Annotated in this window: 25 protein-coding genes, 1 tRNA gene and 2 pseudogenes; 20 read left to right on the top strand and 8 right to left on the bottom strand. The window is 63.8% G+C overall.

All coding sequences use genetic code 11. From position 1 onward, the window contains the following. Positions 1-56: 56 nt before the first annotated feature. Both HV753_RS07650 and HV753_RS07655 read right to left on the bottom strand, forming a co-directional pair. Positions 57-1073, bottom strand: a complete 1017-nt coding sequence (locus HV753_RS07650; RefSeq protein WP_175173860.1) for a FecR family protein — start codon at positions 1071-1073, stop codon at positions 57-59. Further along, positions 1070-1588 carry a sigma-70 family RNA polymerase sigma factor gene (locus tag HV753_RS07655; protein WP_175173861.1) on the bottom strand — a complete coding sequence of 173 codons (519 nt, stop codon included), beginning with the start codon at positions 1586-1588 and terminating at the stop codon, positions 1070-1072. Before HV753_RS07655 ends, HV753_RS07650 begins: the two co-directional genes overlap by 4 nt. 330 nt (positions 1589-1918) lie before the next feature. Here HV753_RS07655 and HV753_RS07660 point away from each other — a divergent pair, with 330 nt between their 5' ends. Continuing rightward, positions 1919-3181, top strand: a complete 1263-nt coding sequence (locus HV753_RS07660; protein ID WP_175173862.1) for an MFS transporter — start codon at positions 1919-1921, stop codon at positions 3179-3181. Between the two features lies 1 nt (position 3182). Here the strand turns inward: HV753_RS07660 and HV753_RS07665 are convergent, their stop codons facing one another. Next, complete coding sequence (locus tag HV753_RS07665; RefSeq protein ID WP_175173863.1) at positions 3183-4055, bottom strand: NAD(P)-dependent oxidoreductase; 873 nt, start codon at positions 4053-4055, stop codon at positions 3183-3185. Between the two features lie 223 nt (positions 4056-4278). Here HV753_RS07665 and HV753_RS07670 point away from each other — a divergent pair, with 223 nt between their 5' ends. The 8 genes and pseudogenes from HV753_RS07670 to HV753_RS07700 all read left to right on the top strand — a co-directional run bounded on the left by HV753_RS07670 (position 4279) and on the right by HV753_RS07700 (position 12210). Then, positions 4279-4671 (top strand): Zn-ribbon domain-containing OB-fold protein, encoded by a 393-nt coding sequence (locus HV753_RS07670; protein ID WP_175173864.1) that lies wholly within the window; start codon positions 4279-4281, stop codon positions 4669-4671. Then, positions 4668-5831 (top strand): thiolase, encoded by a 1164-nt coding sequence (locus tag HV753_RS07675; RefSeq protein WP_175173865.1) that lies wholly within the window; start codon positions 4668-4670, stop codon positions 5829-5831. Before HV753_RS07670 ends, HV753_RS07675 begins: the two co-directional genes overlap by 4 nt. Continuing rightward, a complete protein-coding gene (locus tag HV753_RS07680; RefSeq protein ID WP_175173866.1) occupies positions 5831-6529 on the top strand; it encodes a 3-oxoacid CoA-transferase subunit A in 699 nt (232 codons plus the stop codon). Before HV753_RS07675 ends, HV753_RS07680 begins: the two co-directional genes overlap by 1 nt. Then, the gene (locus HV753_RS07685; protein ID WP_175173867.1) at positions 6526-7188 is read left to right on the top strand and encodes a 3-oxoacid CoA-transferase subunit B; all 663 of its coding nucleotides are present in this window, start codon (positions 6526-6528) and stop codon (positions 7186-7188) included. Before HV753_RS07680 ends, HV753_RS07685 begins: the two co-directional genes overlap by 4 nt. Further along, positions 7178-8365: pseudogene (locus tag HV753_RS31230) on the top strand (acyl-CoA dehydrogenase family protein); the annotation flags it as partial. The gene HV753_RS07685 and the pseudogene HV753_RS31230, both read left to right, overlap by 11 nt. A 27-nt stretch (positions 8366-8392) precedes the next feature. Then, a pseudogene (locus HV753_RS31235) lies at positions 8393-9490 on the top strand (acyl-CoA dehydrogenase family protein); the annotation flags it as partial. Between the two features lie 24 nt (positions 9491-9514). Next, positions 9515-11617, top strand: a complete 2103-nt coding sequence (locus HV753_RS07695; RefSeq protein WP_175173869.1) for a 3-hydroxyacyl-CoA dehydrogenase NAD-binding domain-containing protein — start codon at positions 9515-9517, stop codon at positions 11615-11617. Positions 11618-11781: 164 nt separating this feature from the next. Beyond that, entirely contained in the window at positions 11782-12210 is a 429-nt protein-coding gene (locus HV753_RS07700) for a PaaI family thioesterase (RefSeq protein ID WP_175173870.1), read from the top strand. Between the two features lie 61 nt (positions 12211-12271). On the opposite strand, the gene HV753_RS07705 is transcribed toward HV753_RS07700, so the two are convergent. After that, positions 12272-13255 carry a Bug family tripartite tricarboxylate transporter substrate binding protein gene (locus HV753_RS07705; protein WP_175173871.1) on the bottom strand — a complete coding sequence of 328 codons (984 nt, stop codon included), beginning with the start codon at positions 13253-13255 and terminating at the stop codon, positions 12272-12274. Positions 13256-13515: 260 nt separating this feature from the next. Between HV753_RS07705 and HV753_RS07710 the strand changes: the two genes are divergently transcribed. From HV753_RS07710 to HV753_RS07720, 3 genes are read left to right on the top strand one after another with little or no spacing between them, the layout of a single operon-like run. After that, positions 13516-14697: a CaiB/BaiF CoA transferase family protein gene (locus HV753_RS07710; RefSeq protein ID WP_175173872.1), complete on the top strand. Its 1182-nt coding sequence runs from the start codon at positions 13516-13518 to the stop codon at positions 14695-14697. A 20-nt stretch (positions 14698-14717) separates the two neighbouring features. Then, positions 14718-15689: a Bug family tripartite tricarboxylate transporter substrate binding protein gene (locus HV753_RS07715; protein ID WP_175173873.1), complete on the top strand. Its 972-nt coding sequence runs from the start codon at positions 14718-14720 to the stop codon at positions 15687-15689. A gap of 11 nt (positions 15690-15700) precedes the next feature. Continuing rightward, positions 15701-16492 carry an enoyl-CoA hydratase gene (locus HV753_RS07720; protein ID WP_175173874.1) on the top strand — a complete coding sequence of 264 codons (792 nt, stop codon included), beginning with the start codon at positions 15701-15703 and terminating at the stop codon, positions 16490-16492. Here the strand turns inward: HV753_RS07720 and HV753_RS07725 are convergent, their stop codons facing one another. After that, entirely contained in the window at positions 16493-17407 is a 915-nt protein-coding gene (locus HV753_RS07725) for a LysR family transcriptional regulator (RefSeq protein WP_175173875.1), read from the bottom strand. It abuts the gene before it with no gap. A gap of 32 nt (positions 17408-17439) precedes the next feature. After that, entirely contained in the window at positions 17440-18897 is a 1458-nt protein-coding gene (gene cls, locus HV753_RS07730) for a cardiolipin synthase (protein ID WP_175173876.1), read from the bottom strand. A 206-nt stretch (positions 18898-19103) separates the two neighbouring features. Between cls and HV753_RS07735 the strand changes: the two genes are divergently transcribed. After that, positions 19104-19179 (top strand) — tRNA-His (locus HV753_RS07735). A 23-nt stretch (positions 19180-19202) separates the two neighbouring features. Here HV753_RS07735 and HV753_RS07740 read toward each other — a convergent pair. Next, a complete protein-coding gene (locus HV753_RS07740) occupies positions 19203-19583 on the bottom strand; it encodes a site-specific integrase (protein ID WP_175173877.1) in 381 nt (126 codons plus the stop codon). 217 nt (positions 19584-19800) lie between these two features. Between HV753_RS07740 and HV753_RS07745 the strand changes: the two genes are divergently transcribed. Further along, the gene (locus HV753_RS07745; RefSeq protein ID WP_175173878.1) at positions 19801-20145 is read left to right on the top strand and encodes a hypothetical protein; all 345 of its coding nucleotides are present in this window, start codon (positions 19801-19803) and stop codon (positions 20143-20145) included. 97 nt (positions 20146-20242) lie between these two features. Then, positions 20243-20674, top strand: a complete 432-nt coding sequence (locus HV753_RS07750; RefSeq protein WP_246288193.1) for an SHOCT domain-containing protein — start codon at positions 20243-20245, stop codon at positions 20672-20674. Positions 20675-20738: 64 nt separating this feature from the next. Here the strand turns inward: HV753_RS07750 and HV753_RS07755 are convergent, their stop codons facing one another. Further along, entirely contained in the window at positions 20739-21812 is a 1074-nt protein-coding gene (locus tag HV753_RS07755; RefSeq protein WP_175173879.1) for a S24 family peptidase, read from the bottom strand. A 71-nt stretch (positions 21813-21883) separates the two neighbouring features. Here HV753_RS07755 and HV753_RS07760 point away from each other — a divergent pair, with 71 nt between their 5' ends. From HV753_RS07760 to HV753_RS07780, 5 genes are all read left to right on the top strand, one after another. Beyond that, entirely contained in the window at positions 21884-22123 is a 240-nt protein-coding gene (locus tag HV753_RS07760) for a transcriptional regulator (protein ID WP_175173880.1), read from the top strand. Between the two features lie 136 nt (positions 22124-22259). Continuing rightward, positions 22260-23057, top strand: coding sequence for a YdaU family protein (locus tag HV753_RS07765; protein ID WP_175173881.1), 798 nt, complete (start codon positions 22260-22262; stop codon positions 23055-23057). Further along, complete coding sequence (locus HV753_RS07770; RefSeq protein WP_175173882.1) at positions 23044-23754, top strand: hypothetical protein; 711 nt, start codon at positions 23044-23046, stop codon at positions 23752-23754. The genes HV753_RS07765 and HV753_RS07770 overlap by 14 nt, the downstream gene beginning before the upstream one ends. Continuing rightward, positions 23751-24143 carry a hypothetical protein gene (locus tag HV753_RS07775; RefSeq protein ID WP_175173883.1) on the top strand — a complete coding sequence of 131 codons (393 nt, stop codon included), beginning with the start codon at positions 23751-23753 and terminating at the stop codon, positions 24141-24143. The genes HV753_RS07770 and HV753_RS07775 overlap by 4 nt, the downstream gene beginning before the upstream one ends. Positions 24144-24545: 402 nt before the next feature. Next, on the top strand, positions 24546-25070 hold the full coding sequence (locus HV753_RS07780; RefSeq protein WP_175173884.1) for a phage neck terminator protein: 525 nt from the start codon (positions 24546-24548) through the stop codon (positions 25068-25070). Positions 25071-25129 lie beyond the last annotated feature (59 nt).

The raw sequence follows: 25129 nt of genomic DNA on the forward strand, positions 1-25129 counted from the left end.
GTCCTGATTGCTATGACGCACCAGATGGAAAAAGCGGAACTGCCATGCAAGAAAAGTCAGCGCTTGGGTTCGGCCCGGTCGATCATGACGATCCACGGGGTCATTGTGCGCACCCGGATGGGGAAGCTTGAGGCCAGCAGTTGCAGGGCGCGGTCGGGATCGTCCAGGGGCAGGACGGCATTGACTTGCATGCCGGCAAGCGCTTCCCGGTCGACGCGCAGCAGGCCGCCGCGGTAGCGGCCCAGTAGATCCAGCACGTCGGCCAGCGGCTTGTCCTGCACCACCAGGCGATGGTATTTCCAGGCGTCCTCGACGGCGGCGGCGTCCAGCGGTTGCGGCGCGCTGACCCCTTGGGGGGTGATGCGCACCTGTTCGCCAGCCTGCACCTGCCGTTCGCGGGTCGTGCCGGCTTCCCCGTGGGCGGTGGCCAGCACCTTGGAATCCAGCATGCTCAGGACCGTGACGCCGGACTCCGCGCTGACCACAAAGCGCGTGCCCAGCGCCCGCACGGTGCCCTGGGCGGTGCGCACGATGAACGGCCGCGCTGCATCGTGTGCGACTTCCACCAGGATGTCGCCGCGCACCAGTTCGACTTCGCGGCGCAAGGGATCGAAATGCAGGTTGACGGCCGTGCCGGGCTCCAGCGTGACGCGGCTTTGGTCGGCCAGCATATGGGTTTGCCATTGGCCGGTGCCGCTGCGCATGTCTGCCAGCAGATAGGACGACGGATAAAAATGCAGGAATATCGCAAGCGGCGTGGCCAGTGCCGCTGCCAGCGCCAGACTGGCGGCCACGCGCCGGATGCGCCGGCGGCGGCTGCCCAGCCAGCCCGCCTTCAGGCCGGCGTGCAAGGGCGTGGTCTGCCCTTGGGCATCGTCGCGTAGCGCGCTTAGCTGCGTCAGCACCGCTTCCATGCGCTGGGCTGCCGCCTCATGGCGCGGATCGGCATGCTTCCACGTCATGAAGTCTTGGCGCAGGCGGTCGCGTTCGGCCGGGCTGGCCTGGTCTTCGGTCAGGCGCATCAGCCATTGGGCGGCTTCGTGCGTGATGGATTGGGTGGCGGCGTTGCTCATGCGTCCACACCTTCGTGGCAATGCACCAGGGCCGTCACCAGGTACTTGCGCACCATGCGGTCGGTCACGCCCAGCTTGTCGGCAATCTCGGCATGCGTGTCGCCATCCAGGTAATGCAGCAAGAAGGCTTGGCGCGGACGCGCCGCCAGTCCTTCCAGAATGGCGCTGATCTGGGCCAGCGCCTGCGACGTCATCAGAATCTGTTCGGGCGAGGGCGCCCCGGGATGGTCCGCCATGGCCAGGTTCAGTTCGGCCAGATAGGCGTCTTCCACCTGGCGGCGGCGCGTCTGGTCGATCATGAGCCGCGTGGCGGTCACCGACAGATAAGCTCGGGGCTCGCGCACCGCGGCCAGGGCATCGCGCGACGCCAGGATCCGGGTAAAGGTGTCGTGGGCCATGTCCGCCGCATTGTGCGGGCAACCCAGCTTCTTTTTCAGCCAGGCGAGCAGCCACCCGCCGTGGTCGACATACCAGGCATGCAGCTCGGAATCGGGGCGGGAGGTTGCCGAAGGCATGGCTTGCGCGTGGGGACCGGAACCGCGAAAACGCTACCGATCAGAGTGAGTGATAAATGCAAATCGATATCAATTATATTTGGTCGGCCGAAATTTGCGAATCGACCAGGACGACCGATGATCGAACAGGAATTTCGCGAGCGGCGTGGGTGGAGCCTTATAGCCAGGAGTAATATGTCGCGTCCGGCCGCCTTGGCGGCCGGTCACAACAAGCCGATTCACGCCTCGTCCTTCCCACCCGTGTCGATAGCGGAGCACCTTCCGCGCCTCCCCTGCGGTGTCTGTAAGCCCTGGCGCAAGCGGCCATAAAAAGACATCGAGGAGAAGCACTTGGACAAGCAAGAGTCGGGCGGCTGGTATTTCGGCTGGAACATCGTCGGCGCCGCTGCGGTACTCACCCTGTTGACGGTCGGCCTGCGCATGGGCATCGGGCCGTTCTTCCTGCCAATGGCGGACGGGCTGGGATTTTCGCGCAGCCTGCTGTCGGGCATCGTGGCGATCGGCATGCTGTGCTACGGGCTGGCCATGCCCTTGGCCGGCTATCTGGTCAGTACGCGCGGCACCCGGTTCGTCTTGTTGACGGGCACGGCCATTGTCGTGGCCTCGTCCTTGTGGACCGTGTTCGCGCGGGGGCCCATCGAATTCCTGCTGTCCTTTGGCGTGGCGCTTTCTGTCGGGCTGGCCTTCACCAGTCCGGTCGCGCTGACGCCCGTGATCAGCCGCTGGTTCACTCGCCAGCGCGGCATGGCGCTGTTCTTCCTGTCCACCGGATCGATGGCGGGGATTGCGTTGATGACGCCCACCCTGACGTTCGCGATCGCGGCCGTGGGTTGGCAGGAGACACTGCTGGCCTTTGCCGTGCTGTTCGCCCTGTTGACCGTGCCGGTGGCGCTGTTCGTGATGCGCGACGTGGCACCGGAACACACTGACCTATTGCCCCACCAGATCGTCGACAGCAAGGCGTCCGCCAAACCCGCCGCGCGTGGCCCGGCGCCCAATGTGCGCAACGCCTTGCGCACGCTGCCGTTCTGGCAAGTGGCGTTGGGGCTGTTCGCCTGTGGCTACAGCATGAACTTGCTGGGTACCCACGGCATGCCGATGCTGATGGATCACGGCTTCGATGCCACCACCAGTTCCTTGGGCATTGGCCTGATCGGGCTGGTCGCGATTTTCAGCACGCTGGTGCTGGGCCGCATGTCCGATCAGGTTGAGCGCCGCAACATCCTGGCAGCGATCTATCTGGTGCGTGGGCTGGGATTTTTTGCGCTGGTCATGGTGGGCGCCCATTGGGAGCTGTACGCCGCTGCCACCATCGGCGGCATTGTGTGGGCGGGCAGCATTGCCTTGTCGTCCGCGATTCTGGCCGACGTCTACGGCATTCGGCTGGTTGGCGTGCTATACGGCCTGACCTATCTGGGCCACCAGGTGGGCGGCATGATCAGTTCGTGGTTGGGCGGATGGGCCTACGATGTCTTCGGCACGCATTGGGTCGCCTTTGGATCGGCAGGCGTGTTGCTGTTGCTGGCTGCGGCGATTTCGCTGCGGCTGCCGGGGCGCGGCTTGATGCGCGCGCCGGCAGCCGTGGGCCGCTGATCTAGCGGTCTTTCAGCAGCGAGATCAGTTCGGGCACGTAGCGCTCGCCGCCGCCCTGCGTGACGGCCTGGTCGAAGGTGTGCTGGACGGCAGCACCGATTTCGCGCACGGCGCCGGCTTCGGCCGCCATGGTGTTGTAGTAGGACAGGTCCTTCTGCGCGTTCGACATGAAAAAGCGTAGCGACGACGGATCCTGTTCCAGCAGATATGGCTTGATGCGTTCCAGCGCCACGCCGCCGCCGCCGCCCTTGGCCAGCACGTCGGCAAACACGGCCGGGTCGATATCCGAACGCAGCGCGCACGCCGCCGCTTCCGACAGCAACGCCACGACACCCAGCGACACGTAGTTGTGCAGCAATTTCATGCGGTGTCCGGCGCCCACGGGACCGGCGTGCGTGATGTTCTCGGCAAAGCAGGCCAGGATCGGCTTGCATTCCTCAAACAGGGCTGCATCGCCGCCCACCAGCAGATTCAGCCGGCCTTCGGCGGCTTCTTTTGGCGTGCGTGTCATCGGCGCGTCCAGGAAGCGGCCGCCCGAGTCGGTGACGGCCTGCGCCACCTTCACGGTGGAGGACGGGATGGCGGTCGAGCAATCGATGATCACGGTGCCGGGACGCAGGCCTTCCAGCACGCCGTTTGCCGACAGCAGCACGGCTTCGACCTGCGGGCTGCCCGTCACGCAAAGAATGATCACATCCGACTGGGCGGCCAGCGTGGCGCCATCGGCAACGCTGGTCGCGCCAGCGGCCTTCAGGGCGTCCAGGGGTTGATTGCCCGGGTGTTCCAGCACGGTCAGGGTGTGACCGTGCTTCACCAGGTTACTTGCAATGCCGTGGCCCATGAGACCGATTCCAACCATGCCAACTTTCGCCATCTTGCACTGCTCCTGCCATGTGTAGGTGTGTGTTGTGGCGTAAATCTTACTCCGTCTTTCCGGCTGGCCCGCGCGCGTTTCGTATATGCCGAATGATGCCTTCGAAACTTTCGGATGGTCAGTGGCGGGCCACATTCCTAAAATCGTTTGACGCATGGCAGCCATGCCAGACGGACAACGACCTATAACGGAGACCGCCGCCTTCCGGGCGGACACGATCAGCATGCCGCACACCGCAACCGAGCCGGCCGCCAGTGCCGAACGCCATTACTTCGAGCAGCTTGCGCAGGGCCGCTTCATGATTCCGCAATGCCAAGCCTGCGCCCGGCATCATTTCTATCCCCGGGTGATCTGCCCGCATTGCGGCGCGGACACACTGCGCTGGACCGAGCCCAGCGGCCAGGGTCAGGTCTATTCCACCACCATCGTGCGCAGCAAGGCCGGCGACTACACCGTGTGTCTCGTCGACCTGGCCGAAGGCCCGCGCCTGATGAGCCGCGTGGTGGATATGCCGCCTGACGCCGTCCGTATCGGGATGCCGGTGCAAGCACGGATCGATACCGTCGACGGCGAACCGTTGCTGGTATTCGTTGCGCAACCCGGGGAACGGGCATGAGCGGCCGCAGCTATCGCGGCGCGATTGCCGTTCTGGGTACGGGCATGGCCGGTCTGGGAGACTGCGGCGGACGCACCGAGCAGGAAATCATCGCGCAGGCCGCCCACCGCGCCGTGGCCGCCAGCGGTCTGAAGATGCAGGACATCGACGGCATCATCACGTCTAGCCTGACCTCGCCCTGGTGGGTCATGCGCATGTCGGAATACCTGGGCATCCAGCCGCGCTTTTCCGACAGCACGATGTTCGGCGGGTCGTCGTTCATCGCAGACTTGAAGATCGCGGCCATGGCCATCGAGGCCGGCCAATGTGACCATGTGCTGGTGTGCTACGGCGCCAATCCGCGCAGCGCGCCCAGCAGCACGCAGATCAATCAGATGCGCGCGGCGCTGGACCCGCAGCCCTACGAACATCCTTACAAGCCATTCAACCCGGTGACCAGCTACGCGCTGGCCGCGGCTCGTCATATGCATCAGTACGGCACCACGCGGCGCCAGTTGGCTGAAGTGGCGGTGGCTGCGCGCAAGTGGGCGCAGTTGAACCCCGACGCTTTCCTGCGCACGCCGCTGACGATCGACGATGTGCTGGGCGCAAAAATGATCTCGGACCCGCTGACCGTGCGCGATTGCTGCCTGGTGACCGACGGCGCGGGCGCCTTCGTCGTGACGCGCGCCGATCGTGCGCGCGATCTGCACCCGCGTCCGATCTACGTGTTGGGAACCGGCCACGCACACTGGCACCGGCAGATATCCTGCATGCCGGATGTCACCGTGACGCCGGCCGTGGATTCGGGCCGGGCCGCCTTTGCCGAAGCTGGCCTGACGCCGGCCGACATCGATCTGGTCGAACTGTACGACGCCTTCACCATCAATCCCATCCTGTTCCTGGAAGATCTGGGCTTTTGCGCCAAGGGCGAGGGCGGCGCGTTCATCGGCGGCGGCCGGATCGAGCCGGGTGGCGACTTTCCGATGAATACCAATGGCGGCGGGCTGTCGTTCACGCACCCGGGCATGTACAGCATCTTCCTGGTGATCGAAGCCGTGGCGCAGTTGCGCCGCGAGGCCGGTGAACGCCAGGTCGGCAAAGCCGACGTGGCGCTGGTGCATGGCAATGGCGGCGTGTTGTCCAGCCAGGCCACGGCCATTCTTTCCCATACCTTGTGATGACGGATCCCATGAACAAGACAGTCGATTCCGCCGCGCAGGCCGTGGCGGATATCCCCGATGGCGCCACGGTCCTTGTCAGTGGCTTTGGCTTGTCCGGCCAGCCGGTGGACCTGCTGGACGCGCTGGTGGAGCAGGGCGCGCGTGAACTGACGGTTGCGTGCAACAACAGCGGCAGCCGCGATAGCGGTCTGGCCCGCCTGATCCGGCTGGGCCGCGTGCGCAAACTGATCGCGTCCTATCCGCGCGGCGCGGAATCCCAAGCCTTTGAATCGGCCTATGCCGAAGGCAAGATCGAATACGAGTGCGTGCCGCAGGGCACACTGGCCGAACGGTTGCGCGCGGCGGGTTCGGGCCTGGGCGGTTTCTTCACCCCGACGGGCTACGGCACGCTGCTGGCGCAGGGCAAGGAAACGCGCGTCATCAAAGGCGTCGGCCATGTCTTCGAAGAGCCCTTGCATGCCGACTATGCGCTGGTGAAAGCCTATTGCGCAGACCCCCTGGGCAATCTGGTCTATCGCAAGGCCGGGCGCAATTTCGGGCCGCTGATGTGCATGGCCTCGGCCACCGCCATCGTGCAAGTGCATGCCCTGGCAGAAGTGGGCGGGCTGGACCCGGAGCACATCGTCACGCCGGGGATCTTCGTGCAGCGCGTACTGCGCATCCCCGACACCCAACTGACCGGAGCCTTGCAATGACCCAACGTTACACGCGCGAGGACATCGCTCGCCGGGCGGCCGCTGACATTCCTGCTGGCGCCTACGTCAACCTGGGGATCGGCATGCCCGTCATGGCGCTGGACTACTGGACGCCCGAACACGGCGTCATCGTGCACAGCGAGAATGGCATCCTGGGCATGCGGGCGCGCTCGCAAGACGACCCGGTGGATCCCGACCTTACCAATGCGGCCAAGAAGCATGTGGCCTTGTCGGCCGGCGGCAGCTTCTTCAATCATGCCGACTCCTTCGCCATGATGCGGGGCGGTCATCTGGACTATTGCATCCTGGGGGCCTACCAGGTCTCGGAAAACGGCGACCTGGCGAATTGGTCGCTTGGCCAGCCCGGCGTGGCTGCGGCGGTGGGCGGCGCCATGGATCTGGCCGTGGGTGCCAAGCGCGTCCATGTGCTGATGGAGCACACCACCCGTGACGGCCGTTCCCGCTTGCGCCGCGTATGCGACCTACCCTTGACGGGCGCCGGCTGCGTCGATCGCGTCTATACCGACCTGGCCACGCTGGACATAACACCCGAAGGATTCCTGGTGCGCGACATGGCGCCCGGTCTGACCCGCGAAGCCTTGCAGGCGGCCACCGACGCGCCGCTGCGCTTTGCCACGGATGTTGACCATGCCGGTTGATACGGACTTGGAGGGGTTCCGCACCGAAGTCCGCGCCTTCCTGTGTGACCGTCTTCCCGTCGATTTGCGGCGCAAGGTGCTGGATCACCAGCGGCTGGAGAAGCAGGATTTCCTGCGCTGGCATCAGATCCTGCACGAGCGCGGCTGGGTTGCGCCGAATTGGCCAAAAGAGCATGGCGGCGCGGCTTGGGATATCGGGCAGCGCAACGTGTTCGACGAGGAATGCGCGCTGGCTGGCGCCCCTGAAACCGTGCCCTTCGGGCTGCGGATGGTGGCGCCGGTCATCATGGCCTACGGCTCGGCCTGGCAGAAAAGCCATTTCTTGCCGCGAATCCTCAGTGGACAGGATTGGTGGTGCCAAGGCTATTCCGAACCGGGGGCGGGGTCGGATCTGGCGTCGTTGTCCACCCGGGCACGGCGCGAGGGCGACACCTTTGTGGTCAACGGCCAGAAGACCTGGACGACCTATGCGCAGTACGCCGACATGATGTTCTGCCTGGCGCGCACGGATCCCGATGCCAAGGCGCAGGAAGGCATTTCTTTCCTGCTGATCGACATGCGCAGCCCGGGTGTGTCGTTGCGTCCGATCCGGACGCTGGACGGCGGCGACGAAATCAACGAAGTCTTCCTGGATGACGTGGTGGTGCCCGCGACCCATCTGGTGGGCGAGGCGGATCGTGGCTGGACATACGCCAAGTATCTGCTGTCGCACGAACGCTTCGGCGCGGCGCGGGTAGGGCGGGCAAAACGCGAATTGGGTCATTTGCAACGGTTGGCGGCGCAACGGGTGGTGGACGGCGTGACGCTGGCCGACGATCCTGTGTTCGCGCATCGCCTGGCGCAGCTGGAGATCGATACGCTGGCGCTGGAACAGACCAATCTGCGGCTGATTGCGCGTGATCAGCGCGGCGCGGGTCATGGCGCCGAAGCGTCCATCCTGAAATACCTGGGGTCCACGCTCGCGCAGCGCATCAGCGAGGCATTGGTCGACACTGCGGGTTCGCACGCGCTGGCTTATCAATCCCTGGCCTTGGAGCGTGATTACGAGCACGGCGAGCCGACCATGGAGGAAGCGCTGGAAGCCATGCCCGGCTTCTATCTGAATCTGCGCAAGATATCGATCTACGGCGGCACGGACGAAGTGCAGAAGAACATCATCGCCAAGTTGGCGCTGGGCGCCGCGGACGACTACTCCGACGACGAACGCGCCTTGGATGATGCCGTCGCGCGCTATCTGCAAGGCGAATACCCCGCGCCTGCCGGCAGGCCCGCGTTACCCGTCGATGCCGACCCCGCGTCCTCGCCGCATTGGCGGACCTTCGCCGACATGGGGTTGCTTGGGTTGGGCCTGCCCGCAGCGGCGGGTGGCATGGAATCCGCGTTGACCGACGTCTGCGTGCTGATGCAGCAGTTCGGCCGCCACCTGGTGACCGAGCCCTATGATGCCAGCGCGTTGCTGTGTGGCCAGTTACTGGCGTTGATGCCGGATGGCGGCACGGTCCACCGTTTGCTTGCTGGCATTGCGCAAGGTTCGGCCGCGCCGGTGCTGGCCTCTGCGGGACCCAGGTCGGAATGGTCATTGGATGGTGAGGGCGTCACGGCGGAGCGTCAGGGCGAGGACTGGATTCTGAACGGCGTGAAGCGGCGGGTGCCGTTTGGCGCGGGGGCAAGGCAATTGCTGGTCACGGCGCGCGACGCCCAGGGCGTTGGGCTGTTCCTGGTCGAAGCGGAAGCGCACAACGTGATGCCGGGCGTGACTCGCCAGGGCGCTGTGGGCGTGGACGGACGCAGTTATGCGGACATCACCTTCAACGGATGCCGCGTGCCAGACGCGGCGCGATTGGGCGAGGTGGGCAACGCCCTGGAGCAAGCGGCGGACACGACGCGCATCGCCTTGTGCGCGGAAGCGCTGGGCGCCATGCAGGCGTTGCTGGATGCCACGCGCGAACACACCGATGCGCGTCGCCAGTTCGGCCGCGCGCTCAGCGGATTCCAGGCCGTCCAGCACCGTTTGGTCGATATGTTGCTGGTGCTGGAACAGGCGCGATCGCTCACCTGGACAGCCGCCCGCGCGGATACGGCCGATGCGCGGCTGCGTGGCCGGCTGGTGTCGGCCGCCAAGGCCCGATGCGGCGAGGCCGCCCGCTACATCAGCCAGCAGAGCATCCAGCTGCATGGCGGCATGGGCATGACCGATGAGCTTCCCGTGGGACATTACGTCAAACGCCTGCTGGCCATTGAATACACGCTTGGCGACACTCGCCATCATCTCAACCGCTATCAGCGGCTGGCGCGGGCGTAAGCCGCGCCACCGCAAGGAACCAACATGACGCTGATCGTCCCCCCCACGTCTGATGACGTCTCCAGTACTGTGCGCTACGCATTGCACGGGCGCGTCGCGGTGCTATTTCTTGATAATCCGCCCGTCAATGGCCTGGGCGACACCGTGCGCAGCGGAGTGCATGCCGGGTTGGCCCGGGCGCGCGCCGATGCCAACGTCGACGCCATCGTCATCGTGGGGGCCGGCAAGGCTTTCTGCGGCGGCGCCGACATCCGCCAGTTCAACACGCCGGCCGCCGTGGCCAAACCCATGCTGCGCGACGTGATCGCGGCGATCGAGGTGTCGGACAAGCCGGTCGTTGCGGCCATCCATGGCTTTGCATTGGGGGGAGGCCTGGAACTCGCCTTGGGCTGCCACTATCGCGTGGCACAGGCAGGTGCGCGACTGGGTCTGCCCGAAGTGAATCTGGGACTGGTGCCCGGAGGCGGCGGCACGCAACGGCTGCCGCGCCTGATCGGTGTGGCCCCTGCGCTAAAAATGATCCAAACGGGAACGCCCATTGATGCGGCGGCTGCGTTGCAGTCAGGGTTGCTGGATGCCGTGGCGGACGGCGATCTCCTGGAATTTGCGCTGGCCTACGCGCGAGACCGCGCCGCGCACGACGGGCATCCGGTTGCGGCGCAACGCAAGGTGGACGGTAGCGGCATCGACTTCGACGCGGCACGCGCCAAGCTGAGTTCCAAGGCGCGCAATGCTGAGGCCCAGCGGGCGGCAACGGACTGCGTCGAGGCGGCGACGCATCTGCCCATTGAAGCAGGGCTGGATGAAGAGCGCCGGCAGTTCGACACGCTGGTTGCCGGCGATGCGTCCAAGGCGCTACGCCATCTGTTCTTCGCGGAAAAGGAAGCCCCGCGCGTGGCCGATGGCGGTCAGGCGGGGTCGGTTGCGCAGGTGGCCATTCTGGGCGCGGGCACCATGGGCGGAGGTATCGCCATGGCATTCGCGAACGCGGGCTACGCGGTGCTGTTGCATGAGCGCGAGTCCGCCGCGTTGGACCGTGGTTTGGCGCTCATCCGCAAGAACTACGACATCACCGCAGCCAAAGGCAAGCTCGACGCGGACGGCGTTGCCGCCCGTATGGCGCGCATCACCCCCAGCCTGGATATCCAGGATCTGGCCCAAGCGGATCTGGTGATCGAAGCCGTGTTCGAGGACATGGCGGTCAAGCAAGCCGTGTTCCGCCAGCTGGATGCCGTCTGCAAACCTGGCGCCATCCTGGCCACCAACACGTCGCGCCTGAACATCGATGAGATCGCTGCCAGCACGTCGCGGCCGGAAGCGGTGATCGGTCTGCATTTCTTCAGCCCGGCGAACGTGATGAAGCTGCTGGAGGTGGTGCGGGGGGCGCGCACCAGCGCTGACGTTATCGCCACCTGCATGGCGGCGGCGCAGAAGATCGGCAAGATCCCGGTGCTGGTCGGCGTATGCGAAGGCTTCGTCGGCAACCGCATGTTGACAGGCTACTGGCGCGAGGCCGGCTTTCTGCTGGAAGAGGGCGCCAGCCCGCAGCAGATTGACGCCGCGCTGACGCGCTTCGGCATGGCCATGGGACCCTTGGCGATGGCGGACTTGGCTGGCATGGATATCAACTGGGCAACCCGCAAGCGCCTGGCGCCGACCCGGCCCGCGCATCTGCGGTATTCCAAGGTGGCCGACCGCATCTGCGAACTGGGCCGTTTTGGGCAGAAGACGCAGGCTGGCTATTACCGCTACGAGCCAGGCAGCCGTCAGCCGCTGCCCGACCCAGTGGTCGACGGCATCATCGAGGATTGTGCGCGTGAGGCCGGTATCGTCCGGCGCGCGGTCAGCGATCAGGAAATCGTTGAACGCTGCATGCTGGCGCTGGTGAATGAGGGGGCGCAGATCATCGACGAAGGCATCGCGCAGCGCGCATCGGATGTGGATGTGGTCTACGTGCACGGATACGGATTCCCCGGCGCGCGCGGCGGCCCGATGTTCTATGCGCAGACGCTTGGGCTTGGCGTCACGCTGGAGAAGATCCGCGCATTGCGACAGGCGCATGGTGAACACTGGAAACCCGCCGCGCTGCTGGAACGGAAGGCCGTCGAAGGCGCAACCGCGTTCTGAGACGCCCTCGGCAGGCGTCCCGCGGCGTCACCGCAAGACGTCCGCAGAGCGGTCAGGGCCGCGCCTGGCACCATGCCGGCGCGGCCTTCTTTGCGATACTGGGGCATACCCGCCAGCATTCAAACCCACTCCCAGGTCCATTCCGGACCTTTCCGCGTGAGCCCATGACAGACACTATCCCTTCTGGCTTCGAGCCCTGGCAGCCAAGTAGTCCCTTCATGACGCATCTGACCGAACTTGGCGCGCTGTACCGCCGCGATGCCGATTCGGTCCTGGGCATGCGCGTCGCACATGCCCACACCAATATGCACGCGATTGCCCACGGCGGCCTGTTGGCCACGCTGGCCGATAGTGCGCTGGGGTTCACGATCGCGCAGCAGGCGCAGGTGTCCGTGGTGACGGTGCAGATGTCGGTGGAATACCTGAATGCCGTCAAGCCGGGGGACTGGCTGGAGGCGCATGTGCGCATCGACAAACAGGGCAAGCGGCTGATCTACGCGAATTGCCTGCTGTTGGTGGAAGGCCGCAGCATGCTGAAGGCGAACGCAGTGTTCGCCGTGCGGGCCGCGCCAACACCGGCATCCGACGGCTAAGGGGCAGGCCGCCTTGACGGAGGCGTGCCCCGGGGATGCGCGCGGTGCGCATCCCAAGCCATCACTCGACCTTGACGCCGGTCGTCTTCACGACATTGCGCCATTTGGCGGTTTCGCCCGTCACGAATGCAGTCACCTGCTCCGGCGTCATCGGACCTAGCGGTTCGCTGTTCTGCCCCGCCAGACGCGCCACCATTTCCGGTGAATTCATGATGTCGTTCGTGGCTTGATTCAGCTTGGCCACGATGGCCGGGTCCGTGCCGGCCGGTGCATAGAATCCCAGCCAGGTGTAGACGTCCAGGCCCGGCGCACCCGATTCCGCGAATGTCGGCAGATCCGGGAACAGCTTGCTGCGTTCTGCGCTGGCCACGCCAATCGGACGCAATTGGCCCGACTTGATGAATGGGGCGACGCTCATCGCATCCTGCACCGCCACCTTGAGCTCACCGGATACCACCGCATTGGTGGCGGGCGACGCACCCTTGTAGGGCACGTGCTCCATCGGCACGCCCGTGATCTTCTTCAACCACTCTCCACCCAGGTGGGTCGACCCCCCGAAGCCCGCGGAGCCATACGGCACGCCAGGCTGGGATTTTCCCCATGCCAGAAATTCAGGGATGGTCTTGACCGGCAGGCCCGCATTGACCACCACCAGGTTCGGCGCTCGGGCCAGGATGCCGATCGGCGCGAAGTCCTTGACGGGGTCGTAGCGAACCTTGTCATTGACCGCCGGCCCGATCACATGGCCCGTGGCGCTGACCAGCAGCGTGTAGCCGTCGTTCTTCTGGCGTGCCACCAACTCGGTGCCGACTTGTCCGGCGGCGCCGGGCTTGTTCTCGACCACGAAGGTCTGCTTGAAGCGTTTTCCCAATTCGGCTGACAGCAGGCGTGCGACGATGTCCGTCATGCCGCCGGGCGCGAACGCCACCACGACGGTGACAGGATGATCGGGATATTCGGCGTGAGCCGTGTGGGCGACGCTTGCGGCCAGGCTGCAAAAAAGCAGCGCACCGGTCGCGCCGCGTCGCAGGATATTGCGGTTCATGGTTGTCTCCAGGGAATTTTTATCGTCCGGGCAGCGCGGCAGTCGATGCGCTTCGGTCAGGCCAGTATGGCCGCGCGGGTCGCACTATTCCATCCGAAATATTCGAACTCAACGTTCGCGGTTTTCTAAAGCGGGGCCGGGCTTGCCCGTGGCAGAACCCGCCTTGAACCCCCGCGAACGCAGCGTTCGAAACTTTCAACTCCTCGTGGGACGGGGCCGCTGACATAATTTTCGAAAAGCGGCTGAATCACGGAGACACTATGCTTCACAACGCCTTGCGCGGTATCAAAGTCGTGGACTTGTCGCGCATTCTCGCGGGCCCCTGGTGCACGCAAAACCTGTCGGATCTTGGTGCGGAGGTCATCAAGATCGAACACCCGGAGCGCGGCGACGACACGCGCGGCTGGGGGCCCCCCGACCTTCATTCCGATGATGGCAGCGCGTCCATGTCGGCGTATTTCATGGCCTGCAACCGAGGCAAGCAGTCGGTTGCCATCGACTTCGCCTCGGAAGCGGGGGCTGCGCGCGTGCGCGAACTGGTGGCTGACGCCGACATCCTGGTTGAAAACTACAAGGCTGGCGGCTTGCGCAAGTACGGACTGGACTACGCATCGCTTGCCCGTATCAACCCGCGCCTGATCTACCTGTCCATCACCGGTTACGGCCAGTCCGGCCCCATGGCTGGCAAGCCGGGATATGACTACGTGTTCCAGGGCATGGGCGGCCTGATGAGCTACACCGGCCAACCCGACGGCACTCCGGGCGCGGGCCCACTGCGCACAGGCGTCGCGGTGGTGGACCTGATGACGGGCATGTACGCGACGTCTGCCGTGCTGGCCGCCTTGCGCCAGCGCGACCAGACCGGCCAGGGCCTGCCGCTGGACATCTGTTTGCTGGATGTGGCGGTGGCGCTGAACGCCAATCAGGGCGCCAACTATCTGGTGTCGGGCGTGGCGCCCAAGCGCAGCGGCAATGCCCATCCGAACTGCGCGCCGTACGAGGTGTTCGGCTGCGCGGATGGGCACGTGATCCTGGCGATCGGCAACGACGGTCAATTCGCGCGCTTCAGCGGCGTGGTTGGCCAGCCCGAATGGGCGGCCGATGCACGCTATGCCACCAACAGCGCGCGGTTGGCGCACATGGACAGCCTGCGCCCGCTGGTCGCCGCCGCACTGGCGTCCGCGCCGCGCAAGCATTGGACCGATGCGTTTGACGCAGCCGGTGTGCCATGGGGGCCCATCCACACCTTGGACGAGGTCTTTGCGCATCCGCAGGTGCAGCACCGTGAACTGCTTCAGACCACTCAGCACCCGGTGCTGGGCGAAGTCCGGCTGGTGCGCAACCCGCTACTGGCCGGCACACCTGCCAGCGCCCTGGGAGCGGCGCCGCCGCTGCTGGGCGAGCACACAGACGCCGTGCTGACGAACCCGGCCACGATTTGAACGACCCCGAGGAGACAACAATGAAACCCATCAAATTCCCGCTAGCCGTCGCGCTGGCCTGCCTGGCGTTGCCGGGCCTTGCCGCCGCGGACTATCCCGACCGGCCGATCCGTCTGGTCGTGCCTTACGCAGTGGGCGGCACCACCGACATCATTGCTCGCGTTGTCAGCAACAAACTCGGCATGCAACTGGGCCAATCCGTCATCATCGAGAACAAGCCCGGTGCTGGCGGCAGCATCGGTTCGGCCTACGCCGCCAAGCAACCTGCCGACGGCTACACCCTGGTGATGGCCGTCGAAAGCTCGCATGCGGTCAATCCCAACGTCTACGCCAAGAGTGCTTACGACCCCGTCCGCGACTTTGCCCCCATCAGCAACCTGGCCGACGTGCCCAACGTGCTGGTCGTGAATCCGGCGCTTCCCGCGCAAGACCTGGCTGCGTTCCTGAAGCTGCTCAAGGCCGATCCCAACAAGTACGCATTCGGCTCCTCGGGCAATGGCGGCCTGAGCCACATGAATGGCGAATTGTTCATGAAGACCACCGGCACGCGCATGCTGCACGTGCCGTACAAAGGCTTGGGGCCGGCGTTGAACGATCTGGTCGCGGGACAAGTGCAGGTGGTGTTCGACAACATTCCGTCGTCCTATCCCTTGATCCAGGGGCAACGCATCCGCCCGTTGGCAGTGGCCGCCAAGCAGCGGCTCAAAGTCCTGCCGGATGTGCCGACCTACGCGGAGGCCGGCTTGCCGGCCATGAACAACCCGTCGTGGTTCGGCCTGGCCGCGCCCGCCGGCACGCCAGCGCCGGTGCTGGACAAACTGAACGCGGCGGTGCGCCAGGCACTGGCCGACCCAGCAACCATCGACGCCATCGAGAAGCAGGGCGCGGTGCCCAGCCCGATGTCGCGTGACGAATTCGGCGCCCTGATCGCGCAGTCCTACGCCCACTGGAAGACGGTGGTCGAAGACATCAAATTCGAGAAAATGCAGTAAGAGGAACCCACGTGACTACCAGAAACCTAGCCTTTCCCCACGCCAGCGCTGAAATAGACGCCGCTGGCATCGCCACCCTGACCATCGAAGACGCCGGGGTGCTGAACATTCTGAGCACGCCCGTGATCAACGGCCTGCGCGAGGCGCTTGACCAATTGCGCCAAGACGACTCGGTGCGCGTGCTGGTATTGCGAGGCGCCAGCGACCGGGCGTTCGTCGCAGGCGCCGACATCGCGGAAATGGCCGCCCTGGATGAACAGCGCGCCCAGCGCTTTATCTCGAACCTGCGTGATCTTTGCAACGCCGTGCGCCACTTCCCGGTGCCCGTCATCGCCCGCATTCCGGGATGGTGCCTGGGCGGCGGCCTGGAATTCGCCCTGGCCTGCGACTTGCGCATCTGCGCCGACCACGCGCAATTCGGCATGCCTGAAGTCAAGGTCGGCATTCCGTCGGTGATTCATGCCGCGCTGATGCCGCAGTTGATTGGCGCGGCCAACAGCGCGTGGATGTTGCTGACGGGTGAATTGATCGATGCCCGCCGCGCGCAAGACTGGGGGCTGGTCAACGCCGCCGTGCCGCAGGCCGAATTGGATCAGGCCGTGCGCAAGCTGGCCGAAGGCTTCGCGGCGTTGGGGCCGGCGGCCTTGCGTCAGCAGAAGAAGCTGCTGCGCCGCTGGGAAACCATGTCCGTGGATGAGGCGATCGAGGATAGCGTCGCGGAATTCGGCGCAGCCTTCAACACCGGCGAACCGCAGAAATTCATGAACGAATTCCTGGCAAGCAAGCGCGAACGCAAGGGCTGATCAGCCCGCCCCGCGTGTTGCCGCGACAACCGGGTCGTCCAGCAGGTATTCGGCAACCTGTTCAACGAACGGCGACAGCGGCACGCCGGCCTGCGTCACCAACGTCAGTTCGCGCAGCGCCCAGGGCTCGCTGATCGCCACCGCCGCGATACGCTTCTCGCGTAGCGCGGTGGCGGCGATGCTGCGCGGCACCAGCGACACCCCCACGCCGGCCTCAACCATGGACAGCACGGCGTCGAAGGTATGCACATGGATGCGCACCTTGGGCGTCTTGCCGGCCAGCTTGGCCATGTCGCGCAGGAAAATGTAATTGCTGCTGGCGCGGCTCATGCAGACGAAGTCCAGATCCAGCACCGCCGGGAAGCGCACGGGTGAACTCTCCACCACCGGATGATTCAGCGGCGCGGCAATGATGAGCTCATCAATCGCGTAGCGGACGGCGTTCACGCCTGCGGATTTCGCCTGGCCGGCAAAGATGCCGATATCCGCTTCCTGGCCTGCGATGGCGGCTTCAATCGTGTTGCTGGAGCGCTCTTCCAGCAGGATGTTCACATTGGGGTTGGCCGACAGGAAACGGCTCAGACTGGGCACGATGAACCCATTCAACGAACTGCTGTTGGCGAACAGCTTGACGCTGCCCTTCAGCCCGCTGGCAAAGCCGCTGACTTCGCCGTGCATGCGTTCAACGCCTGCCAGCAGCGAGCGCACATGCTTCAGCACGAACGTGCCTTCCGCCGTGAGCTCCATGCCGCGCGCCTCGCGCTTGAACAGCGGCACGCCCATCGCGAACTCCAGATTCTTCAGCCGGTAACTGGCGGATGACGCGGTCAGGTGTACCGTGTTGGCCCCGCCCGACAAGCTTTTCGCCTCGGCGATGGCAAGGAAAAGACGGAGATCTGTGAGTTCGTAGCGCATGCCGCAAGATTACCGTAGATGCATCTGCCGCGTCATAGATACGGCGTGGCCAGCCAGATGATCTTGTTGCGCAGGCGCTTGGCAAACGGCGCCATCGTCAGTGCCTCCAGGGTCTCGCGCTTGGCCTGGCCAATCAGCGTGTCGATCCGGCTGCCGATCCAGCGGGCCACCGTGGGGTCGTAGATTTCGGTGTCCAGTTCAAAATTCAAGCGCAGGCTGCGGGGATCCAGATTGGACGAACCCACATACGCCCAAGCGTCATCCACCGTCATCAACTTGGAGTGATCGAACGCGCCCTGCGCGCGCCAGACGTGGCAGCCCGTGCGCACCACCTGATCCAACTGCGCCGACATCGCGTAGTCGACCAGGCGCAGGTTGTTCTTGCCGGGGATGACGATGTCCACCCGGATACCGCGCCGCGCGGCGGTGGCCAGCGCGCCGATCAGGGTTTGATCGGGCAGGAAGTAGGGCGACTGGATACGCACGTGGCGCTGGGCCACGGCCAGCGCACCCAGCAACATATTGTGCGAACTGCCCAATGCCCGGTCGGGCCCGGACGGCACGCAGCGCATCGGCACGTCGCCCGTAGGCGGGAAAGCGTGCGGATCGAACCACGGCTTGGCCGGCAGGGACTCATGCGTGGTGAAATTCCAATCGTGTGCAAACACCGACATCAGCTGCGTCACGATCGGCCCCTCCACGCGGAAATGCGTGTCGTGGTTGGTGGCGTCACCCGCCAGCGCACTGACAAAGGCAGCCCGCACATTCATACCGCCCGTGAACCCGACGCGCCCATCGATCACCAGCACCTTGCGGTGGCTGCGCAGATTCGCATAGGGCATGCGCAGCACGCCCAGCGGGTTCGTCATGAAGCGCGCGACCGGCACGCCGCCACGGGCCAGCATGCGCACGATGGGCGGACGCGAATACTTCGAGCCGATGGCGTCGATCAATACTCGAACCTCGACACCCCGTGCCTGAGCCTCGATCAGCGCCTGCGCCAACTCGCGCCCAATCGGATCGTTGTCGAAGATATAGCTTTGCATCGCCACGGCGTGGCGCGCATCACGGATGGCTTGCAGCATGGCCGGGTAGGTTTCGTCACCCCCCGCCAACGGCTGCACCGCATTGCCGCCCAGCAGCCGGAACCGGCTGACGCGGTCGCCCAGCACCTTCAGCGACGCGAATTGCGGCCCCGAAATCGGCGCCACATCCACTGGCAGGGTCTCGACTTGCTCGGCATCCACCACCATCGCCTCGTCGCGCTGCTGCGACAGCCGCGTCTTGCGGATACGGTTGATGCCCGCCACGAAATAGAACATGGCACCGAACAGGGGCGAGAACAACGCCACCCCCACCCAACCGATGGCCGCCCGCACATCCTGCTTGGTCATCGCGGCATGCACCGCCGCCCCAGTCCCCGCCACGATGCTGATGGCAAAAACCAGATGGGGCCAGTAATCGATCAAAATCTCGTGTATGCGATCCATAGCGATGGCGTAAGCGACTGCCTCCAAGGGGGAACCATGCGGAAGGATAGCAAGGAGCGGGCGAGGGGAAACGGACGGCGCAAGGGGCTTTTGACGAGATAAAAAAATGTGCTATAGTTCGGCCTCTTCGTTGCTGACCTTCTATTTGAAGGGCGGCGGCAGAAAGAGAGCAGTAAAAAAAGCAGTGCAAAAAAGCAGTACCAGAGGTGGCTGTAGCTCAGTTGGTAGAGTCCTGGATTGTGATTCCAGTTGTCGTGGGTTCGAGCCCCATCAGCCACCCCAAAGAATTCAATGAAAATAGCCGCCTAGAGCGGCTTTTTTCTTTTGTGCCATTTGTGAAATGGTGGCGCGAACAGCATTTGGTGGTATCGGTCACGCGCTGCTCTTGATCTCCACCACTCGTCGGCGCTCGTAAATATGCCGCGTCGTCGTCGGATTTGCGGCGTTTCCGGGTTCTCATCACGGCCCAACAGCACCGTCATGTAGTATGCCCGCAAGTCATGGGATGTGAACCGCTCACGATCCGGCACCGCTACCCAGTCAGCCATGATTTTCGACCAGAGCGCCTTGAACCTCTGTTCCGTAACGGGCTGGCCATCGCGGTTGGTGAGAACGAACATCGATTCCGGAATGGCCGATTCCCCATCTCGGGCGGGCCGATCCAACTGGGCGAATTCTGCGAACAATTTGGCGCGGCGCCGGCGTTCATTCGATCGACCCTTTGCGCAGCGCGTCACCGACCTTGGCCTTGGCAAATCCCACTGAAACGCCAGCGGCCTCCATGTCGACTTTCCGCAACTCCAGAAATTCCACTTAGCGACCTGGCGGCTGGGGGGCGCTGCGGTTCTGGTGTCCCACTCCGGCAAGCTAGTTACACTCGATACCTCACAGGGGAGCTCGTCAGTGTTCAAGATGAAAATAGGTGTCCTAGCGTCATTGTCTGCGGCAATCATTTTCGGTGCGAATCCGATCATCGCAGCCCCCTCAGCTGTGGATCTAAAGCACTGCAAAGCCATGTCTGAAATGGCGCGTGTTGTCATGCAGTTGCGTCAATACGGCGTTCGAATGTCGGAGTTGATGGAAGAAGCTGAGTCGGTGGGTGGTTATTGGGGTGATTTGATGGGCATATACATCGAAGATGCGTTCAGGAGACCCATATATACAGGTGAGACTGCGCAATCGGCTGCTGTCGATGAGTTTGAGGATATTGCTTACGCCGCGTGCTTACGGACGCGGAAAAAAAAGTAAAAAAAATACTGGGACTATCCTCGCCTTCCGTGCGAGGCCTTCGCGTTTTGGCGTGCGCGAATCTCATTAGTGAATAAGCTACTATCCGGAAAGCTCTTTGTTACCTACCTTGTTTGGGGGATTAATGGCAGTAGCGGATGAACTTGAAAAACTCGCATTATTACGGGAAAAAGGGGTCCTTAGTACCGCCGAATTTGAGAGGGCCAAAGCGAAGGTGTTGAATGGCAAAGAATCTAAAGAAGAGCCGTCGGATTCAACAACACCGAAGGAAGTTAATAATAAGAGGATGGGGCGCTGGGCTAAAGCCCTGCTTTGGCTCGGAGGCGCTGTAATCGCATTTCTGGTCTTTGGCGCGACGGTGGGGAATACCCCGGAAGCTCAGGAGCGTAGGCACGCCCGGGATGCAATATCTCTATGTTGGAAGCAGCAAGAGAAAAAGTCGCTGACTCCCGGGGATCAACGATTTATCGCAGGTGCCTGCGAACTGATGGAAGCCGATTTCCGCAAGAAATTCGGATTCAATCCATAATTGCCACCGATCGGATGAAACCGAGCGTTTATTCGCTCGGTTTCCATGCCATTAACGCATCCGGCTACAGCAACCGCTCATCCACCCCATTTCTCAGGTCATAGGGCGACCAGAGAATGCGCCCCACGATACGCACTTCGCACCCGTCTTCCTTTTCCAGCGGGAAGACCTTGTACTCAGGGTTCAGAGATTTCGCCAGCCAGGAACCGTCTCGGTCGCGCGCGATGCACTTCACGATCATCTTGCCGCCGTGGTTGATGGCGTAGACCGTGCGGGGATCGATCTGGGTGGTATCGGTGATGGGATCCTCGAAGAACAGCATCGGGCCGCGGTTGCGGATGACGGGTTCCATGCTGTCGCCGTCGGCGTAGACGATCTTCATGCGCTCGATCGGCAGCTTGAAGGATTCCAGGAACGAGCGGCGCAATAGGATCTCGCCGATTTCCGTCTCATGGTAGTTCTCAATGCCAAGTCGTCCCGCAGCCAGACGTACGTCCAGCTCGGGGATAGGCATGAATTCCTGATCGTTTGCGGAATACCCAGCGTGGGCAACATGCCCAACGTTGGTGGCCTGGCTGATCCGCAGCAGTTGCGCTCGTTCGGTTTGATGGGTCGTCGTGCCGTCGGGCGCCCAGGGGCCCGGCGATAACGGCGCCATCGGGAATTCGTCAGCGGCGTTATCGATGCTTACGACCGCGCCGCGCTTGGCCGAGGCCAGCTTGGCGGAGGAGGCCGTCCCCTTCGTCTTCACACCCATCTGCCCCAACGCCAATAGCAACGCACCTTCCAGTCGCTTGAGCTGGTCGTCGGCCAATCCTTTGACCAAGGACGCCGGCACGGATGGGAAGGGCCACGCACCGTCTGTCGCTGGCGCCGCAACGGGCGCATTCGCGGATAAGGACGCAGCCTTTTGTGTCTCTGCGGCCAGGCGCGGGCTGATCGCTGCAAGCGAACATCCGAAACCCTCGGCGTAGGCCATCGCGGCCTCTATCCCGATCGGGCGGCGGCCGGTGATGTGCTGATAAATCATCGCCTGGCCGCCCTTCACTTCGTGATCGCGAGCGAAAGCCGCGCGGTTCACGCCTTCAAAGCGTGCGCGCAGAGCAGCGGCTTCCTCTTCGATAGTCCAGATTCTCATATAGCAATGCTATTCAAGTTTAACTATAGCATGGCTTGCTTATTGAATGTAGCAACGCTATAGTTTTAGTGATGAATCTACACGATTACTTCGACCGGGATGAAGCGCTTTCTGCTGCGGCGCTGGCTCGGCGCGTGGGCGTTTCCCCTGCGCTGATCTACCAGTGGCGCACGGGCCGCCGACCTGTTCCGGTCAAGCACTGCGCGCCCATCGAGCAAGCCACTGGCGGCGCGGTTACCCGGCGTGACCTGCGTCCCGCCGATTGCAATCGAATCTGGCCCGAGCTGGCCGAAGGGGCAAAGGCGCAATGAAGCCATCAAGCGTGGAAAAGGACAAGGTGACGACGACTGATTCTAAGTCGCGCAACGACAGGGGCGAAGTGCACGGTGGGACATTCCTGTCTCGCTTGCAAGGGGGGGCACGCCCGACGATGCGTGGGAGGAAGCCATGAACTATTACCCCCACCACATTGGCGATTTCAATAGCGCCACGCGGCACCTGACGCGCATCGAACGCAGCGTCTACCGGGATTTGATCGAGCTGTATTACGACACCGAGGCGCCCTTGTCGGGGGATGCCGACAAATTGTGCCGGTTGTTGATCGCGCGGTCGGAAGAAGAGCGCGCAGCCGTTACCCAGGTGCTGAGCGAATTCTTCACGCAGACGCCGCACGGCTGGGCACACGCGCGGTGCGACGCCGAAATCGCGCGCTATCACGGCAACCAGAGTGCGAAGTCCGCAGCCGGCAAGGCTAGCGCTGCCAAGCGGGCCCAGAAAGCGCAGGGCGTTGCATCTGCTGTTCAACAGCCGTTGAACAGCGGTGCAACCAACCAGGAACCAGAACCAGGAACCAGTAGCCAGGAAGAACCCCCTGTACCCCTTCGCCGGACTCCGCCATTCGATGCGGCCACGATTGCGCTGCCGCAGTGGCTGGACCGCGAAGACTGGGTCAGTTGGGTCTCCGACCGGAAGGCTCGCAAGAAGCCCGTCACGGAGGAGGGAGCCCGCCGCCAACTTCAGCAGCTTGCCGGCTATTTGGCGGATGGCGTGGCGCCCGGCGCTGTCATCGCCAATAGCATCGCGGGCGGCTATCAAGGCCTGTTCCCCCCTCGCTCGGCATCCAGCGTTGCGTCACCCAGCCGTGCGCGGCAACGCGCGGCCTGGTCATCGGAACTGCGCGATGTCTTGGCGGAAGGCCGTTCGCGCAAGGAAATCGATATGGGGGTGATCGATGCCAGTCGCTAACGCATCAGCCGGGTGGGGGGCGCTGGTCGTCAATGAAATGCTGCTGCTCTATGGCGCCAAGTTTGCGCAGCAATGGGAAGGCCTGACGCCTCGCGAACTGAAGGACTCCTGGAATCAGAAGCTGGCTGGCCTGGACGAAATGCACGTGCGTCGCGGCTTGATGGCCTGCCTGACGCGCGAATGGCCGCCGACGATGCCGGAATTCTTGAAGCTGTGTTGTCCGTGGCTTACGCCAGAGGTGGCCTATCACGAGGCCGTGCGTGGATTGTCCGCGCGCCGGCGGGGCGAGCTCGGCATGTGGTCGCACCCGGCGGTGTATTGGGCGGCGGTGGGCGTCAGTACGGTCGATCTGCTGAACAGCACTTACGGCGCGATCAAGGCGCGGTGGGAAAGAACCTTGGCGGACGAATTAGGCAAGGGCACCTGGGCCGCCATTCCCGAGCCGCGCGCAGCGTTGCCGGCGCCTGGCCAGACGCTGGCCACGCGAGATCAGGTAGAGGCCGCGCTGCGGAAGATGGGGGCGGGCAAGGCGGCGTTAGCGCGTAGCCGTTCGCCCAGGGACTGGATCAGTAAATGGGAGGCGCGCATTGCGCTGGGCGGGCATCCGACGAAAGCCATTTCCGAGATGCTCATGCAGGCGAAGGCCTCGGGCGCAATACAACACAAGCAATGGAATCAGGATGGGGGTGTCGAATGAACGAAGGATTGCCGCGGTGGGTCGAGGACGAAATACGCAATTGGGCGCGCTCCCAATGGGAAGGGGATTGGCCCGGCCCGCGGCGGATGCGGGAAGACGCGCCGGGTGTGTGTGAATTCCCTCCACAGCCGGGTCATGACGATGACGATGAACCGCTTCCGATTCCTGTTAACCAGGTGCGCGCGAACCGGGTACACGTGCTGTATGAAATGCTGCCGCTTGTGGAGCGGCGGGTCATCCAGGCGGAATACACGCGCCGCGCCGACTACGGCGACCTGGCCGCCCACTTGCGGCAGGGTAAAGCGTGCCGCGTGATTGGCATCACGCTGCCTTATTACAAGGTGGCGCTCGGCAGTTTCAAGCAACAGGTTTGGAGGGCATTCAAGTGAAGTACGCACATGAGGTGATCGATCTACTGGCCGCGTATCCAGGACGCGAATTCCGGATGGCGGAGATCTTGCGGCATGTCAGCCGTGGCATGCCAGTGGCATCTGGCGCCCGCGAGGCGATGCGTCGTGGAACCCGCCGCGTGCTTGAGCATTTGCTGGACGCGGGGCACGTGCAGCGTTGCGGCGGCAATACCAAATCGGCCGCATATGCATGGTCTGAATTGGGACATGGACATGATGGAAATCCTCCCCGTTTCGGATCGGATTTGAGACAATAGCTGCGGGGCAGTGCGCCCCAACGAAACGTAGCCGGGATACGACATCCGGCATGCAGCCCGCCCGCCGAAAGGTTTGCGGGCTTTTTTATTTTCCAATCCTTGTTGGGTATTTCAGATCACCGCCATGACGCCAGAAGATGCGATTTTCTCGCTGGTGGAGGCCGCCGCGGGCGGTGTTCCTCTTCTCTTTTCGGATACGCCAGATCCACGCCCGCCGCTGCCGTACATCACGTTGGCGTTGCGTTGGGTGGACGCCGGTCCCGCTGAAGAGGGCCGGGTAGATGACCAGGGCAATCAGGCTGTTCATGACCATCGCGATGCGACGGTTGCGTTGCAGGGATTTGGCGAGGGCGCGTACCGTGCGCTCGGCAAGCTGGGCCTGGTCTTGCGACATCCGGTGTTCGAGGACCGTGCCGAGGCGCTGGGCCTGGCGCTGTATCACGTTGGCCGACTGGAATCGGTTCCGGCTGCGGTGGATGGCACGGGTGCTCCGGCGCATCGCGCGCTGGAGGTGGGTATCCGCTATGCCCAAACGTATACCGATTTTGTTGGCGTCATCGAAACCGTGACCGGCACGATCACCACGACGGGCGGGCTCATGCCTTCCCTGGAAACTTCTTTCACCGCGAAGACTGTGACCGCGCCCTAGCGTTCCGATCTTCTTAATGTTGTCCTGCCGCCTACGGGCGGCTTTTTTATTGGAGCCGC

Origin of the sequence: Achromobacter pestifer (genome assembly GCF_902859625.1) — a bacterium.
Taxonomy (GTDB): Bacteria; Pseudomonadota; Gammaproteobacteria; order Burkholderiales; family Burkholderiaceae_B; genus Achromobacter; species Achromobacter pestifer.